The sequence below is a fragment of the Carbonicoccus niuqiaonis genome, assembly GCF_050157065.1.
Classification (GTDB): domain Bacteria; phylum Actinomycetota; class Actinomycetes; order Propionibacteriales; family Propionibacteriaceae; genus Avipropionibacterium.
In genome coordinates this window covers 1,933,412-1,948,520 of record NZ_CP189573.1, presented here as the reverse complement: position 1 = coordinate 1,948,520, position 15,109 = coordinate 1,933,412, and the positions used below count along the sequence as shown (strand labels likewise).

General features: G+C 70.9%; 15 protein-coding genes. 4 read left to right on the top strand and 11 right to left on the bottom strand.

Annotated features, from left to right (window positions below):
• Positions 1-27 precede the first annotated feature (27 nt).
• Genes trpC through hisI form a run of 5 tightly spaced genes read right to left on the bottom strand, consistent with a single transcriptional unit; the run spans position 28 to position 3,604 of the window.
• On the bottom strand, positions 28-831 hold the full coding sequence (trpC, locus tag ACQBAU_RS08860) for an indole-3-glycerol phosphate synthase TrpC (RefSeq protein WP_434550599.1): 804 nt from the start codon (positions 829-831) through the stop codon (positions 28-30).
• A 2-nt stretch (positions 832-833) separates the two neighbouring features.
• Entirely contained in the window at positions 834-1,019 is a 186-nt protein-coding gene (locus ACQBAU_RS08855) for an HGxxPAAW family protein (protein WP_465256571.1), read from the bottom strand.
• Positions 1,020-1,041: 22 nt separating this feature from the next.
• A complete protein-coding gene (locus ACQBAU_RS08850; protein WP_465256570.1) occupies positions 1,042-1,731 on the bottom strand; it encodes a Trp biosynthesis-associated membrane protein in 690 nt (229 codons plus the stop codon).
• Positions 1,728-3,233: an anthranilate synthase component I gene (locus tag ACQBAU_RS08845; RefSeq protein ID WP_465256569.1), complete on the bottom strand. Its 1,506-nt coding sequence runs from the start codon at positions 3,231-3,233 to the stop codon at positions 1,728-1,730. Before ACQBAU_RS08845 ends, ACQBAU_RS08850 begins: the two co-directional genes overlap by 4 nt.
• On the bottom strand, positions 3,230-3,604 hold the full coding sequence (gene hisI / locus ACQBAU_RS08840) for a phosphoribosyl-AMP cyclohydrolase (protein WP_465256568.1): 375 nt from the start codon (positions 3,602-3,604) through the stop codon (positions 3,230-3,232). Before hisI ends, ACQBAU_RS08845 begins: the two co-directional genes overlap by 4 nt.
• 33 nt (positions 3,605-3,637) lie before the next feature.
• Between hisI and ACQBAU_RS08835 the strand changes: the two genes are divergently transcribed.
• Complete coding sequence (locus ACQBAU_RS08835; RefSeq protein ID WP_465256567.1) at positions 3,638-4,267, top strand: TIGR03085 family metal-binding protein; 630 nt, start codon at positions 3,638-3,640, stop codon at positions 4,265-4,267.
• A 2-nt stretch (positions 4,268-4,269) separates the two neighbouring features.
• Positions 4,270-5,421 (top strand): PQQ-dependent sugar dehydrogenase, encoded by a 1,152-nt coding sequence (locus ACQBAU_RS08830; RefSeq protein WP_465256566.1) that lies wholly within the window; start codon positions 4,270-4,272, stop codon positions 5,419-5,421.
• 3 nt (positions 5,422-5,424) lie between these two features.
• On the opposite strand, the gene gatB is transcribed toward ACQBAU_RS08830, so the two are convergent.
• From gatB to gatC, 3 genes are read right to left on the bottom strand one after another with little or no spacing between them, the layout of a single operon-like run.
• Entirely contained in the window at positions 5,425-6,930 is a 1,506-nt protein-coding gene (gene gatB, locus ACQBAU_RS08825) for an Asp-tRNA(Asn)/Glu-tRNA(Gln) amidotransferase subunit GatB (protein ID WP_465256565.1), read from the bottom strand.
• Entirely contained in the window at positions 6,927-8,432 is a 1,506-nt protein-coding gene (gene gatA / locus ACQBAU_RS08820) for an Asp-tRNA(Asn)/Glu-tRNA(Gln) amidotransferase subunit GatA (protein ID WP_465256564.1), read from the bottom strand. The genes gatB and gatA overlap by 4 nt, the downstream gene beginning before the upstream one ends.
• A complete protein-coding gene (gene gatC / locus ACQBAU_RS08815) occupies positions 8,432-8,728 on the bottom strand; it encodes an Asp-tRNA(Asn)/Glu-tRNA(Gln) amidotransferase subunit GatC (RefSeq protein ID WP_434550610.1) in 297 nt (98 codons plus the stop codon). The genes gatA and gatC overlap by 1 nt, the downstream gene beginning before the upstream one ends.
• Positions 8,729-8,932: 204 nt before the next feature.
• On the opposite strand from gatC, the gene ACQBAU_RS08810 reads away from it, so the two are divergent.
• Together ACQBAU_RS08810 and ACQBAU_RS08805 are read left to right on the top strand one after the other, a co-directional pair.
• Positions 8,933-10,597 carry a bifunctional metallophosphatase/5'-nucleotidase gene (locus ACQBAU_RS08810; protein WP_465256563.1) on the top strand — a complete coding sequence of 555 codons (1,665 nt, stop codon included), beginning with the start codon at positions 8,933-8,935 and terminating at the stop codon, positions 10,595-10,597.
• A gap of 23 nt (positions 10,598-10,620) precedes the next feature.
• Positions 10,621-11,226: an ACT domain-containing protein gene (locus ACQBAU_RS08805; protein WP_465256650.1), complete on the top strand. Its 606-nt coding sequence runs from the start codon at positions 10,621-10,623 to the stop codon at positions 11,224-11,226.
• 17 nt (positions 11,227-11,243) lie between these two features.
• Here ACQBAU_RS08805 and ACQBAU_RS08800 read toward each other — a convergent pair whose 3' ends face one another.
• The 3 genes from ACQBAU_RS08800 to ACQBAU_RS08790 are packed head-to-tail and all read right to left on the bottom strand — an operon-like array spanning position 11,244 to position 15,108.
• On the bottom strand, positions 11,244-11,453 hold the full coding sequence (locus tag ACQBAU_RS08800; protein ID WP_434550612.1) for a hypothetical protein: 210 nt from the start codon (positions 11,451-11,453) through the stop codon (positions 11,244-11,246).
• 11 nt (positions 11,454-11,464) lie between these two features.
• Positions 11,465-13,582, bottom strand: a complete 2,118-nt coding sequence (gene ligA, locus ACQBAU_RS08795) for an NAD-dependent DNA ligase LigA (protein WP_465256562.1) — start codon at positions 13,580-13,582, stop codon at positions 11,465-11,467.
• On the bottom strand, positions 13,579-15,108 hold the full coding sequence (locus ACQBAU_RS08790; protein WP_434550614.1) for an arylsulfatase: 1,530 nt from the start codon (positions 15,106-15,108) through the stop codon (positions 13,579-13,581). The genes ligA and ACQBAU_RS08790 overlap by 4 nt, the downstream gene beginning before the upstream one ends.
• Between the last annotated feature and the right edge of the window lies 1 nt (position 15,109).

The window sequence follows — 15,109 nt, the reverse complement described above, 5'->3', positions numbered from 1 at the left end:
AGGAACGGGCGGCGACGGGGGGGCGCGTCACCGGTGCGGGCAGGCCGGGTGCGCCCCGGCCGCGACCAGGTCGGCGACCGCGGTCTGCGGGTCGTCGCCGGTCACCAGGGCCTCCCCGACCAGCACCACGTCGGCACCCACCCGGGACAGTTCGAAGACGTCCTTGGGGCCCTTCACGCCAGACTCGGCGATCCGGACGATCCCCTCGGGGACCAGCGGGGCCAGCTTCGCGAAGGTGGACGTGTCGACCTCGAGGGTCTGCAGGTTGCGGTTGTTGATGCCGATCACGGTCGCACCGGCCGCCACGGCCCGCTCGATCTCCTCGCCCGTGTGGGCCTCGACCAGCGGGGTGAGGCCGATCGAGGTGGCCCGTTCGATCAGCCCAGCCAACTCGGAGTCGGTGAGTGCGGCGACGATCAGCAGGGCGATGTCGGCGCCGGCGGCGCGGGCCTCGAAGAGCTGGTAGGCGGTGACGATGAAGTCCTTGCGGAGTACGGGGATCTCCACGGCACGGCGGACGGCGACCAGGTCGTCGAGGGAACCGCCGAAACGGCGCCGTTCGGTCAGCACCGAGATCGCGCTGGCCCCGCCGGTCTCGTACTGGGCGGCCAACTTGGCGGGGTCGCTGATCTGGGCCAGGGCACCCTTGCTGGGTGAGGCCCGCTTGACCTCGGCGATCACCGAGACCCCGTGGCTCTGGAAGGCCGGCAACGGGTCGATGGCGTCCGGGGCACTGCGCACCCTGGCCTTCAACTCGTCCAGGCTCACCTGCCGCTCACGTGCGGCCAGGTCCTCCCGGACACCGGCGATGATGTCGTCGAGGACGTTCATGGTCAGTCGGCCCCGAGGTCGAGGGCGCGCATCACCTGCACCACGACCAGGGCGAGCACCAGGACGGCCGCCCCGACACCCATCAGCAACCAGTTGACGACCAACGCGCCGTAGCAGCCGATGACGAAGCCGATGAAGGCGATGGCGATGCCGGTCCAGGCAGCCGGGGTCCGGCCGTGGTGGGGCATGGGCTTCCGCTTGGCGGCCCGCTCAAGCTCCGGGTCCCTCGTCGTGGCCGTCCCTGCCATCTCTGCCTCCAGGTTCTGCGTGCGTCGGGGTTGGGGCGCTAGGACGCCCATCCCTCATTGTGTCCTGTTCCGCGCCGGATGGGGAATCGGGGTCACCCTTCGGATCGGTCGGGTCGTCGCCGGCGTCAAGGGCGCGCCATGCTAGCAGCGGGTCGAGCTCGCCGGCGGCACCAAGGACGGCTTCCGCCGACGCCGGTGTCGTCCGGTCGAAGCGGTCGCCGGTACGCGTCGTGCCGCGCACCACGACCAACGCCACCGCACCCACCAGACCGACCAATCCGCAGCCGGCGTACGCCCAGCCACCCCAACTGCGGGTCAACTCCCCCGGCGCACCGAGACTGACCTGCTGGACGGCGGCCGCCGCCAGCTGCGCGCTCGGCTCCGGGGCGACGACCCCGAGGACGACCATGCCGACGGCGGCGACGGCGAGCAGCACCCCGAGGACGGTCCGGCCGCGGCCCCGCAGCGCCAACGACAGCAATGCCCCGGCCGCCACCACCGCAGCCACCGCGGTCGGCAGACCGGCCGCCGCGTCGGTGCCGGAGATCTGGACCGGGCCACCGTCGGTCCCGACCTGCCACCACGGCTGGCCGGCGCACAGCAGCGCGGCCACCCCGCCCAGTGCGGTGCCGGCGAACGCCGGCCGGTTCACTGCTCCGCCAGCCGCCGTCGGGCGGTGGCGAGCCCGATCGCGCGGACCAGGGCTGCGGCCTTGTTCCCGGTCTCGAGGTCCTCGGTCTCGGGCACCGAGTCGGCGACGATCCCGGCACCGGCCTGGACGTGGGCCGTACCGTCGCGCAGCACCGCGGTCCGGATCGCGATCGCCGAGTCACCGTCGCCGGCGAAGTCGAAGTAGCCGACGACCCCGCCGTACAGGCCCCGGCGGCTCACCTCGAGCCGGTCGATGATCTCCATCGCCCGCACCTTCGGGGCGCCGGACAGGGTGCCGGCCGGGAAGCAGGCCAGCAGCACGTCCAAGGCACTCCGGTCGGCCGCGACACGGCCCACCACGCTCGACTCGAGGTGCATGATGTGGCTGTAGCGGCGGACCTCCATGAACTCGACCACCTCGACGGTTCCGGGCTCGCAGACCCGCCCCAGGTCGTTGCGGCTCAGGTCGACCAGCATCAGGTGCTCGGCCCGCTCCTTCGGATCGGCCAGCAGCTCGGCCTCGAGTTCGGCGTCCTCGGCGGGGGTGGCACCACGCGGCTTCGAACCGGCGATCGGATGGGTCACGGCCTGGCCGCCCTGGACCGTCACTAGGGCCTCCGGTGACGAGCCGACCACGTCGAACCCGTCCAGTCGCAACAGGTACAGGTAGGGGCTGGGGTTCGACAGCCGCAACGCCCGGTACACCTCGAAGGCGTCGACCTCGCAGGCCACGTCGAAGCGTTGGCTCACCACGATCTGGAAGGCCTCGCCGGCCTTGATCTCCTCGACCGCTGCCTCGACCGCCGACTGGTACTCGGCGGGGGTTCGTTGCCGGGTGATGGTCGGGGCGGCCGGCTCGGCTCCCGGGTCGCTGACCAGCGCCGGGGTCGGGGCGAGCAGGGCCCGGGTCATTGCCTCGATCCGGTCGACCGCGTCGGTCCACGCCTGGTCGACCCGCTCGTCGGAGGCGTCGAAGTTGATCGCGTTCGCGATCAGCCACACCTCGCCCAGGTGGTGGTCGACGACGACCAGGTCGGAGGCCAGGAACATCACCATCTCGGGGATGCCGATGTCGTCGGGATTGGTGTCGGGCAACACCTCGACCCGGCGGACGGTGTCGTAGCCGAGGTAGCCGACCATGCCGGAGGTGAACGGGGGCAGTGCCTCGTCCCGCGGGGTGTGCAGCGCAGTGAGGGTGTCCCGCAGCACCTGTAGCGGATCGCCCTCGGTCGGCAACCCGGCCGGCACATGACCCGACCACGAGGCCTGCCCGTCGACCTCGGTCAAGGTGGCCGCACTGTTCACGCCGATGAAGGAGTAGCGGTTCCACACCCCGCCCTGCTCGGCGGACTCGAAGCAGAAGGTTCCCGGTCGGCCCTGGGCCAGCCGGGCATACAGTCCGACCACGGTCTCGGCGTCGTGCACCAGCCGCCGGTGGACGCTGATCACCCGGCGGTCGGTGGCCAGGGTGCGGAAGGTGTCGAGGTCAGGCGTGATCGTCATCCCTGCCGCCTTTCGAGAGGATCCGACACCGTCGCCGTCAGCTCGCGGCCGTCGAAGCAGGTGGTGGTGCCGGTGTGGCAGGCCGCACCGACCTGCCGCACGGTGAGCAGCACGGTGTCGCCGTCGCAGTCGAGGCTGGCCCCGTGCACCCACTGCACGTGACCGCTGGTCTCCCCCTTCACCCACGACTGCTGCCGGCTCCGCGACCAGTAGGTGGCGCGGCCGGTGGTCAGGGTGCGGTGCAGGGCGTCGGCATCCTGCCAGGCCAGCATCAACACGGCCTTGGAGTCGAGGTCCTGCACGACGGCGGGCACCAGCCCGTCGTCATTCCACCGCACGCGTGCGGCAAGGTCGGGATCCAGCGAGGTCATGGCCGCCATTCTGCCTGACATACGCTGACCGCCATGACCTTTGCCCACGCCGAGCGGATCGAGCTGTGTGACCTGTTCCTGGCGACCGGCCCGGACGCCCCGACCCTGTGCGAGGGCTGGTTGACCCACGACCTCGCCGCCCACCTGTGGATCCGGGAGACCGACCCGCTGGCGGCGACCGGCATCATGGCCAAGCCGTTGGCCTCCTTCACCGATCGCCGGATGGCCGAGGCCAAGGCCCGCTGGCCGTACCCGGAGCTGGTCGAGCGGCTCCGGCAGGGTCCGAACCGGTTCTCGCTGTTCGCCATCCCGGGGATCGACGAGGCCGCCAACGCGACCGAGTACTTCGTGCACCACGAGGACGTCCGTCGTGCCGGTGACCCTCCCGCGGCCCCGCGCGAACTCGGCGCCGACACCCAGGACTTGATCTGGCGCCGCCTGAAGCTCATGTCGAGGGTGATGTTCCGCGACCCGGCCGCCGGGATCGTGCTGGAACGCGCCGACGCCGACCACGAGACGGTTCGCGCGGCCGCCGGGGACCGGACGGTGACGATCATCGGTCTCCCCGCGGAGCTGTTGCTGTACGCGAGTGGTCGCCGCCAGGCCGCCGTGGTTGACCTGGTCGGCGATCCGGACGTGCTCGACTCCGACGACTGGCGCTGATCATGGACCGCCGCGCCGCCCTCGCCCTGTTCGCCACGGCCGGCACCGCTGCGGTTGCCGGCTGTGCGCCCCGGCCCGACGGGACCCCGCCGCCGACACCCGGGCCGACACCGGCCGGGACGACGGCACCGACCCCGACACCCACCCCCACGCGCACTCCCACGACCACCCCCACCCCGACGCCTGCCGGGCCGCCGACGGTGGGTGAGCCGACCGATGTGGTCACCGGCCTCACCTCGCCGTGGGGACTCGCCCTGCTCGCCGACGCCACGATGCTGGTGTCGGAGCGCGACACCGGACTGATCAAGCGGGTCTCCGACGGCCGGGCAACAGAGGTCGTCGAGGTGGAGGACGTCGAGCCGTCGTCGGAGGGCGGCCTGCTCGGCATCGCGGTCTCCCCCGACGAGACCGCGCTGTACGCGTACCACACCACGGGCCGGGACAACCGGATCACCCGGTTCGCGTGGGACGGTGAAGCGGCCACCGCCCCCGAGGTCATTCTGGACGGCATCCCGTACGCCGCGCGTCACGACGGCGGCCGGCTCGCCTTCGGACCCGACGGCCTGTTGTACGTCAGCACCGGCGACGCCGCCGAGCGTCGACTCGCCCAGGAACAGTCGTCCCTGGCCGGCAAGATCCTGCGGCTCACCCCCGACGGTGCACCCGCCCCGGACAACCCGTTCGACAACGAGGTCTTCTCGTACGGCCACCGCAACGTCCAAGGGCTCGCCTTCGACGACGGGGACCGGTTGTGGGCCAGCGAGTTCGGCAACCAGACCCAGGACGAGCTGAACCTGATCCGCGCCGGCGGCAACTACGGCTGGCCGGCGATCGAGGGCGACGAGTCGACCATCGAGGGGATGACCAACCCGGTCCACACCTGGTCGACCGACGAGGCGTCCCCGTCCGGGCTGGCGTACACGCGGGGCTCACTGTGGATGGCGGCACTGCGGGGCAGCCGGCTGTGGGAGATCCCGCTCGACGACGGCAAGGCCGGTGAGCCACGGGACCACTTCGCCGGCACGTACGGCCGACTGCGGACCGTCGTGGCCGCCCCGGACGGCAGCCACCTGCTGTTGGTCACGTCCAACACCGACGGCCGGGCGACCCCGAAGTCCGGTGACGACCGGGTCCTGCGGGTGCCGCTCGGCTGAGGGTCAGCCGCGCTCGCCAGCCACCTTCTCCATGATCAGTTCGCGGACCCGGCCGGCGTCGGCCTGACCCTTCATCGCCTTCATCACCTGACCGATCAGGGCACCGGCCGCCTGCACCTTGCCCCCGGCGATCTTGGCGACGATGTCGGGGTTGGCGGCGATCACCTCGTCGACCGCCGCCGACAGCGCACCGTCGTCGGAGACCACCGCGAGCTGCCGGGACTCGACCACGGCGGCCGGGTCGCCCTCCCCTGCCAGCACCCCGTCGATCACCTGTCGGGCCAGCTTGTCGTTGATCACCTTCTGCTCGACCAGGCCCTGCAGCTCGGCGACCTGGGCCGGGCTCATCCCGACCTCGGCCAACTCCACCCCGGCCTCGTTGGCCCGACGGGTCAGCTCACTGAGCCACCACTTGCGGGCGGCCTGCGGGGCACATCCGGCGGCGACGGTCGACTCGACCAGTTCGACCGCCTCCGAGCTGCGGACGTCGCGCATCTCCAGGTCGGTGAACCCCCAGTCGGCCTGCAGCCGCTTCATCCGCTCGGCCGGCGGCTCGGGCAGGGTGCCCCGCAGCTGGTCGACCCACTCCCGCGACGGAGCCACCGGCACCAGGTCGGGTTCGGGGAAGTAGCGGTAGTCCTCGGCGGACTCCTTCGACCGGCCGGCCGTGGTCAGCCCGGAGTCCTCGTGCCAGTGCCGGGTCTCCAGCTTGACGGTGCCGCCGTCGTCGAGGATCGCCCCGTGGCGGGTCATCTCGTACCGGATGGCCCGCTCGACCGAGCGCAGCGAGTTCACGTTCTTGGTCTCGGTCCGGGTGCCGAACTCCGTGGCACCCTTCGGCATCAGCGAGACGTTCGCATCGCACCGCAGCGAGCCGTGCTCCATCCGTACGTCGGAGACACCCAGCGCGCGCAGCAGGTCACGCAACATGGTCACGTACGCCCGCGCGACCTCCGGCGCCTTCGCCCCGGTGCCGGTGATCGGCTTGGTGACGATCTCGATCAGCGGCACCCCGGCCCGGTTGTAGTCGAGCAGCGAGTGGGAGGCGCCGTGGATCCGACCGGTGGCGCCGCCGACGTGCAGCGACTTGCCGGTGTCCTCCTCCATGTGGGCACGCTCGATGTCGATCCGGTACGTCTCGCCGTCGACCTCGACCTCGGTCCAGCCGTCGAACGCGATCGGCTCGTCGTACTGCGAGATCTGGTAGTTCTTCGGCTGGTCGGGGTAGAAGTAGTTCTTCCGCGCGAACCGGCAGTGCTCGCTGATCGAGCAGTTGAGCGCCAGCCCGATCCGGATCGCCGACTCGACCGCGGTCGCATTCACCACCGGCAGTGCACCGGGCAGCCCCAGGCACACCGGGCAGGTCTGGGTGTTCGCGTCAGCACCGAAGGTGGTCGCACAACCGCAGAACATCTTCGACGCGGTGTTCAGCTCGACGTGCACCTCGAGCCCGAGCACCGGGTCGTACGCGGCCAGCACGTCGTCGTAGTCCAGTACGGCCTCGCTCATGCCACGCCCTCCAGTTCCGGCAGCTGCCGCCACAACGGTCCGCCCCACTCCTCGGCCAGTGCCGCTTCCAGTGCCCCACCGACCCGGTACAACCGGTCGTCGGCCAGCGGTGGCGCCATCACCTGCAGGCCGACCGGGAGTCCGTCCTCGGGGGCCAGGCCGACCGGGAACGAGGCGGCCGCGTTGCCGGCCAGGCTGGCCGGCAGGGTGCACAGGTCGGCCTGGTACATCGCGACCGGGTCGTCGGTCCGCTCGCCGATCCGGAAGGCCGTGGTCGGTGTGGTCGGCGAGACGAGCACGTCACAGTCGGCCCAGGCGCGGTTGAAGTCCTCGATGATCAAGGTCCGCACCTTCTGCGCCGAGCCGTAGTACGCGTCGTAGTAGCCGCTCGACAGGGCGTACGTGCCGAGGATGATGCGGCGCTTCACCTCGTCCCCGAAGCCGGCCTCGCGGGTCCGGGCCATCACCTCCTCGGCACTGGTGGTGCCGTCGTCGCCGACCCGCAGCCCGTACCGCATCGCGTCGAACCGGGCCAGGTTGGAGGAGCACTCACTGGGCTGGATCAGGTAGTACGCGGGCAGCGCGTGCCCGAACGTCGGGCAGGACACCTCGACCACGTCGGCGCCGAGCCGGGTCAACAGCTCGACCGCCTCGCGGAAGCGACGCTCGACGCCGGGGGCGTACCCGGCTCCGCCGAGCTCGCGCACCACGCCGATCCGCATTCCGGAGACGTCGGCGTGCCGGGCCGCGTCGACCACCGCGGGCACCGGCTGGTCGATCGAGGTGGAGTCCATCGGGTCGTGGCCGGCGATCACCTCGTGCAGCAGGGCGGCGTCCAGCACCGAACGGGCGCACGGGCCGACCTGGTCGAGGGAGGACGCCATCGCCACCAGGCCGTAGCGCGACACCCCGCCGTACGTGGGCTTGATGCCGACGGTGCCGGTCACCGAGGCCGGTTGCCGGATGGAGCCGCCGGTGTCGGTGCCGATCGCGAGTGGCGCCTCGAAGGCGGCCAGGGCTGCGGCCGATCCGCCGCCGGAGCCGCCGGGCACCCGGTCGGTGTCCCACGGGTTGCGGGTGGATCCGTACGCGGAGTTCTCGGTCGAGGAGCCCATCGCGAACTCGTCCAGGTTGGTCTTGCCGACGATCACGATGCCGGCGTCGACCAGCCGCCGGGTGACGGTGGCGTCGTACGGCGGCACCCAGCCCTCGAGCATCTTCGAGCCACAGGTGGTCGGCGCCTTGGTCCAGGTCAGCACGTCCTTCAGCGCCAGCGGCACCCCGGCCAGTGGGCCGAGCTGCTCGCCGGCAGCCCGGCGGGCGTCGACGGCGCGGGCCTGGGCCAGTGCCTCCTCGGTCGCGACGTGCAGGAACGCGTTCACCTGCGGTTCTGCCTCGGTGATCTGGTCGAGGTGGGCGCGGGTGACCTCCTCGGCCGACACCTGACCGGCGGCGACGGCAGCGCCGAGGGAGGCGGCACTGCTGATCACGAGCTCGTTCATCACGCCTCCTCGTCGAGGATGCGGGGCACCCGGAACCGGTCCTGCTCGGCGGCCGGCGCACCGGCCAGCACGGCGTCACGGTCGAGGGAGGGCCGTACCTCGTCGGTGCGGAACACGTTGGTCAGCGGGACCGCGTGGGAGGTCGGCGGCACCTCGTCGGTGGCCACCTGCTGGACCTGCGCGACGGCCTCGAGGATCTGGTCGAGTTGCGGGGCGAGGTGCTCCCGCTCCTCGGCGGTCAGGTCGATCCTGGCCAGCCCGGCCAGGTCGGCGACGTCGTCGGGGCTCAGCGCCACGGCGTTCTCCTCGGGGTGAGTCGGTTGGAACGGCTCATCCTAACCAGCGCCGGGGACAGGTCGTGCGGCCGGTTGAACTCAAGGTGAACATCTGCTGGACGTTGACTGCCGCGGCCCCAGATCGGTTCGGACGACCCCTGGCTGCTGCTTACGATCCCGATGACTGTGACCCTTTCAAGACGCCGACTCCCGGAGGAGAGAACTGTGTCGTTCCGATCTCGCGCGACTGGCCTTGTCGCCAGCGTTGCCGCAGCACTGCTGCTGGCGACCGCGGCCGCCGCGCCCGCCGCAGCCGCACCGCCCCACAAGCCACGCCCCGAGCCGGGCTGGAACATGCACGTCCAGATCATGTCGTTCAACGACTTCCACGGACACCTCGAGGCCGATGAGGACGGGGTCGGTGGCGCCGCGCAGCTCGCCGGCGTGATCGAGCGTGAGCGCTCACAGCCCGGTCACCGCTACTCGATGACGGTGTCCACCGGTGACATCATCGGTGGCTCCACCTTCGTGTCGGGGCTGTTCCAGGACGAGCCGGCCGTCGAGGTGGCCGAGGCGATGGGCCTCGAGGTGGCCACCGTCGGCAACCACGAGTTCGACGAGGGGTGGGCCGAGCTGCGTCGCATGATCGACGGTGGCTGCCACCCGGACAAGGGCTGCTTCACCGAGGGCGGCTACGACGGCACCTCGTTCGGCTACCTGGGTGCGAACGTGGTCGACGCCGAGACCGGTGAGCAGCTGCTGCCCGGGTCGTACGTGAAGCGTGTCGGCGGGGTGCAGGTCGGCTTCGTCGGCGTCGTCACCCGCGAGACCGCGACGCTGGTCTCGCCGGCCGGGATCGAGGGCATCGAGTTCACCGACGAGGTCGAGGCCGCGAACGCCGAGGTGGCGAAGCTGCAGGCCCGCGGCATCAAGTCGATCGTGCTGCTCGCCCACGAGGGCGGCAGCTCCACCGGTGGCAGCAACGAGTGCACCGACCTGACGGGTCCGATCGTCGACATCAACGCCGGCCTCTCGGCCGAGGTCGACGCGATCATGACCGGCCACACCCACGCCTCGTACGTGTGCACCCTGGCCGACCCGAACGGTGAGCCGCGGCTGGTCACCCAGGCCAACAACTACGGCAACCTGCTGACCGAGCTGGACCTGGTCATCGACCGCCGCACGAAGGATGTCATCCGGAGCACCTCGAGTGCGGTCAACCACACCGTCGCCTCGACCTCGCCGCGCAGCGCCGAGGTCGACCGGATCGTCAACAAGTGGCTGGAGCTGTCGGAGCCGCTGGCCGAGCAGGTCGTGGGCAGCGCGGCCGAGGACATCACCGGTGACTCGTCGGGCAACCGTGGCATCGAGACCCCGATGGGCAACCTGGTCGCCGACGCCATCCTGTACGGCACCAGTGGTGCGAACGGTGGCGCCCAGCTCGCGTTCATGAACGTGGGCGGTGTCCGGGCCTCGCTGCTGGCCGGCGACATCACCTACGCCGAGGCGTACGCGGTCGCCCCGTTCAACAACCAGCTGGTGACCCTCGACATGACCGGTGCCCAGATCAAGGAGGTGCTGGCGCAGCAGTACGTCGCCGACCGGGGTCGGCAGATGCTGGCCCTCGGCGTCTCGGAGGGCTTCACCTACACCTGGGATCCGACCACCCACACCGCCTCGAACCTGCAGCTCAACGGTCAGCCGATGGCCGATGACGAGACCTACCGGGTGGCCACGCTCAACTTCCTGGCCGACGGTGGCGACGGGTTCACCGCGTTCGGCCTGGGCACCAACCGCACCGGTGGCCCGGAGGACCTCGCCAACCTGGTGGCGTACCTGCAGGCGAACCCCGGCATCACCACCCCGGGGGACCGCGTCGCCGGTCTCTGAGCGACACTGGAGGCGTGTTCTTGATGCGCGTCTCCTTGCCTGACCGCCCCGGCGCCCTTGGACTGGTCGCCGGGGCGGTCGGCGCCGCCGGAGCTGACATCGTCTCGGTCGAGGTCGTCGCCCGCGGCGACGGGGAAGTGATCGACGACTTCGTGGTCACGCTCCCGCCGGACGCCTACCCCGACACCATCGTGAGCGCCTGCCAGCAACTGGCCGGCGTTCAGGTGGTGTGGATCTCGCGCTATCCCGAGGGCGGCGGGCTGCAGTCCGACATCGAGGCGCTGGAGCTGATGTCGCACGACCCGGAGAACGCGGCGGAGACGTTGGCCAGCCAGTCGGTGCAGGTGTTCCACGTGCACTGGGCGATGGTGGTCCGGCCCGAGCCGGAGCCGGCCGTCACCTTCGCCACACCGCAGGCGCCACCGTTGGGCAGCGCGCTGCTGCGGACGCTGGAGCCGTGGGGCGAGGTGCACAGCCAGGAGGTCCAGCTCCCCGACTGGGGCGGGCAGATCGTTGCCATCGCGCCACTGCGGGACGGTCGTGTCGTGGTGATCGGCCGGCAGGGTGGTCCGCCGTTCCTGGCCTCCGAGCTCGCCAGGTTCGGGCACCTGGCCGCCCTCGCCCGCTGACCCTCAGCGCGTGGGCATCACTCGACTGGTGTGGTGACGAACCCGTAGAACCACCAGCCGAGCACCACCAGCGCGATCAGCGACAACACGAACAGGATCGGGACGAACCGTCGCAGCCGCCGCTTGGTACGGGTGGTGACGACCTCGTCGGGACCCCACTCGCCGACGCCCGGCTGGACCCGCAGCGGGGTCGTACCGTGCAGGTCGGGGTCGGTGAAGATCTTCACGAGTCCGGAGTCTACGGGGTGTCGGTGTCCGCCGGTGGAGCCACCGCCGCCGGCCCGTCGGCGAGCAGGGTCTCGAACCCGTCGACGTCCAGGATGGGCCGACCGAGCTGCTGGGCCTTGTCGAACTTCGACCCCGGCGACTCCCCCACCACCACGAAGTCGGTCTTCTTCGACACCGACGAAGCGGCCTTGCCGCCGCGGCTGACGATCGCCTCGGTGAGGCTGTCGCGGGTCCACCCCGGCAGCGAACCGGTGACCACGATCGACAGCCCGGCCAGGGTCTGCTCGACCTGCTCACCGGGCTCGTCGGCCATCACGCACCCGGCGGCCTGCCACTTGTCGACGATGGCGCGACGCCACGGCTCGGCGAACCACTCTCGGATCGAGACCGCCAGGGTGGGCCCGATGCCGTCGACGGCGGCCAGTTCCTCCTCGGTGGCGGCGGCCAGGGCGTCGATGTTGCCGAAGGCTGCGGCGATGTCGGGCGCAACCCCCTTGCCGACGTGCCGGATCGACAGCGCGACCAGGAACTTCGCGAACGGCCTGGTCTTGGCCTCCGCCAGGTTGGCGAGCAACTTCTTGCCGTTGGCCGACAGGGTGCCGGCCTTGGTGGTGAAGAAGTCCGCGCGGACCAGGTCGTCGGCGCCGACGGTGAACAGGTCCCCCTCGTCGGTGATCAACTCGGCCCCGAGCAGCGCGTCGGCGGCCCGCTCACCGAGGGTCTCGATGTCGAGGGCCTGCCGGGAGGCGAGGTGGAACAGCCGCTCCCGCAGCTGGGCCGGACAGGATCGCTGGTTGGGGCAGCGGAGGTCGGCGTCGCCCTCCTTCTCGAACTGCAGCTCGGTGCCACAGTTCGGGCAATGGGTCGCCATCTCGAACTCGCGTTCACTGCCGTCACGCAGGTCGACCACCGGGCCGAGGATCTCGGGGATCACGTCACCGGCCTTGCGGAGCACGATGGTGTCGCCGATCAACACGCCCTTGCGCTTGACCTCGCTGGCGTTGTGGAGGGTGGCCCGGGCTACCGTCGATCCGGCGACGAACACCGGTTCCATCACCCCGAACGGGGTGACCCGTCCCGTACGACCGACCGCGACCTGGATGTCGAGCAGCTTGGTGGTGACCTCTTCGGGCGGGTACTTGTACGCGATCGCCCAGCGGGGTGCCCGGGAGGTGGAGCCGAGCTGGTCCTGCACCGACCGGGAGTCGATCTTGATCACCACACCGTCGATCTCGTGCTCGGCCGCGTGCCGGTGCTCGCCGTGGTGCTCGACGTAGGCCCACACCTCGTCCAGGGTGCGCACCAGCTTGCGGTGCGGACTGGTCGGGAGCCCCCATGCGGTGAGCAGGTCGTAGCCCTGGCTCAGCCGGTCGAGCCGGATGCCGTCGACGACGCCCAGGCCGTGGCTGACGAAGCCGAGGCGGCGACTCGCCGTGACCCGGGGATCCTTCTGGCGCAGCGATCCCGCCGCGGAGTTGCGGGGGTTGGCGAACGGCGCCTTGCCGTCGGCGACCAGGCCCTCGTTGACCTTGCGGAACTCCTCGACGGCCAGGAACACCTCACCGCGGACCTCGACGGTGGTCGGCAGGTCGCTGCCGGCGAGCCGTTCAGGGATCGCGTCGATGGTGCGGACGTTGGTGGTGACGTCCTCGCCGGTGGTGCCGTCACCCCGGGTGGCCGCGCGGACCAGGCGGCCGTTCTCGTACACCAGGTCGATGGCCAGGCCGTCCACCTTGAGCTCGCACAGCAGCCCGGCCTCGGCGAGCACCGACTCCCCCATCTCGCGGACGGCGCGGGCCCACCAGGCGTCGAGCTCGTCGCGGGAGAACGCGTTGTCGAGGCTCATCATCTTGACCAGGTGGGTGACGGGGGCGAACGTGGCCGACGGCGGTCCGCCCACCTGTTGTGACGGCGAGTCAGGCGTCCGGAGGGCCGGGTATCGGTCCTCCAGTTCGGTCAGTTCGCGCAGTTGCCGGTCAAACTCGGCGTCGGAGATCGTCGGCGCGTCGAGCACGTGGTAGCGCCAGCGCGCGTCGTTGAGGGCCTCGCTCAGCTCCGCGTGCCGTTCCCGAGCGGCTGACGTGGGTGGCTGCTGGTCGGGCACGTCGGACTCGGTCGGGCTGCTCACCGGCCCAATCTAACCGTCGCCGGGGCGGTGCGGGGTGCCGACATCGTCGCCCTGACGGCATTCGACTCGGTCTGCACCGGGCGTCCGGTGACCAGCGCGCCGTCGGCCACGAAGCCTTCGTCGCGACCGGTGAGGAAGGTGATCAACCGCCGGCGCCACCGGTCGACCTCGTCGGCCCGGTCTGCGTCGGCGACGAGGTTGTGCCGTTCGTGGGGATCGGCGGTCAGGTCGAAGAACTGTTCCTTGCCCTCGCCGGAGGCCCAGCAGTACTTGGCCCTGCCGTCGGTGAGCCACTGCAGCGACTGGCCGAAGTGGACGTGTTCGCCGTGGATCACGTCACGCCAGTCGGGCCGCTCGCCCCGGGTGAACGGCACCAGGCTGGCACCGTCGACGGTGTCGGGCACCTCGACCCCGGCCAGCTCCAGCACGGTCGGCATGACGTCGCGGAGCTCGGTCACCTCGTCGCACACCTGGCCCTTGGGTGCGTCGGGCTGGAAGTTGGCGGCCGGCCGGACGATCAGCGGGACGTGGGCACTGCCCTCGTACGGCACCGACTTCCGGTACATGTCGTGGTCGCCCATCATCTCGCCGTGGTCGGAGGTGAAGATGATCACCGTGTCGTCGGTGAGCTGGAAGTCGCCGAGAGCCTCGAGGAACCGGTTGAGCTGCAGGTCGATGTGGCTGATGTTGCCGTAATAGCCGGCCTTGGCGCGGTGGTGGGTCTGCGGGTCGAGGCGTCCCATCACGGTCTGGTGGTGGTCGTCGGCCCGGAACTCCTCGAAGTCGCCCACCCAGTCGCCGACGGGCGGGTCCTGCGGGGGCTGGTGCACGTACTGGTCGAACGCCCACTGTGGTGGATTGAACGGGGCGTGCGGCCGGTGGAACGACAGGTACAGGAAGAACGGGACCTCGGGGTCACGGCGGTACAGCCAGTCGACCGCCTCGCTGACCACCCAGTTGGTCGGGTGGAGGTGCTCGGGACGGCTCCACGGTGCGGCGACCATCGAGTTGCAGCCGACGCCGTCCTCGGCGTGGTCGGCCGCCGCCCCGGCCGCGGGTTGCCGGCGGTACCAGGTGAGGTAGTCGTCGTGCGCCTCCAGGTTGCGGCCGCCGTACCGTCGACTGAAGTGCAGGAAGCCGTCGTGCAGCCGGACGTCGTCGAAGCCGACCCGTGCCCGCTCCGGGTACACGTGCATCTTGCCGATCGCCTGGGTCTGGTAGCCGTTCGCGCCGAGCACGCCCTGCATGGTGACCGGGTGGGCCCGACTGAACGGCACGCCGTCGCGGTAGCCGTACCGACCGTGGCGTTCCGGGGACTGGCCGGTGAACAGGGCGACCCGGGCGGGGACGCAGGTGGGGGTGGCGGAGTACGCGCGACTGAAGCGGGTGCCGTTGCGGGCGAGCTCGTCGACGTGCGGCGTTCGCACGACCGGATGACCGGCGGCCGACAGTGCATCGCCGCGCCACTGGTCGACGCAGATCAGCACGATGTTGGGGCGGTCCTGCACCGGTGGTCCGGGCTCCATG

Bases quoted from the DNA above. Each gene is read 5' to 3' on its own strand.
- trpC (WP_434550599.1), bottom strand. From the start codon at position 831: ATGAACGTCCTCGACGACATCATCGCCGGTGTCCGGGAGGACCTGGCC.
- ACQBAU_RS08855 (WP_465256571.1), bottom strand. From the start codon at position 1,019: ATGCCCCACCACGGCCGGACCCCGGCTGCCTGGACCGGCATCGCCATC.
- ACQBAU_RS08845 (WP_465256569.1), bottom strand. From the start codon at position 3,233: ATGACGATCACGCCTGACCTCGACACCTTCCGCACCCTGGCCACCGAC.
- hisI (WP_465256568.1), bottom strand. From the start codon at position 3,604: ATGACCTCGCTGGATCCCGACCTTGCCGCACGCGTGCGGTGGAATGAC.
- ACQBAU_RS08835 (WP_465256567.1), top strand. From the start codon at position 3,638: ATGACCTTTGCCCACGCCGAGCGGATCGAGCTGTGTGACCTGTTCCTG.
- ACQBAU_RS08830 (WP_465256566.1), top strand. From the start codon at position 4,270: ATGGACCGCCGCGCCGCCCTCGCCCTGTTCGCCACGGCCGGCACCGCT.
- gatB (WP_465256565.1), bottom strand. From the start codon at position 6,930: ATGAGCGAGGCCGTACTGGACTACGACGACGTGCTGGCCGCGTACGAC.
- gatA (WP_465256564.1), bottom strand. From the start codon at position 8,432: ATGAACGAGCTCGTGATCAGCAGTGCCGCCTCCCTCGGCGCTGCCGTC.
- ACQBAU_RS08805 (WP_465256650.1), top strand. From the start codon at position 10,621: ATGCGCGTCTCCTTGCCTGACCGCCCCGGCGCCCTTGGACTGGTCGCC.
- ACQBAU_RS08790 (WP_434550614.1), bottom strand. From the start codon at position 15,108: ATGGAGCCCGGACCACCGGTGCAGGACCGCCCCAACATCGTGCTGATC.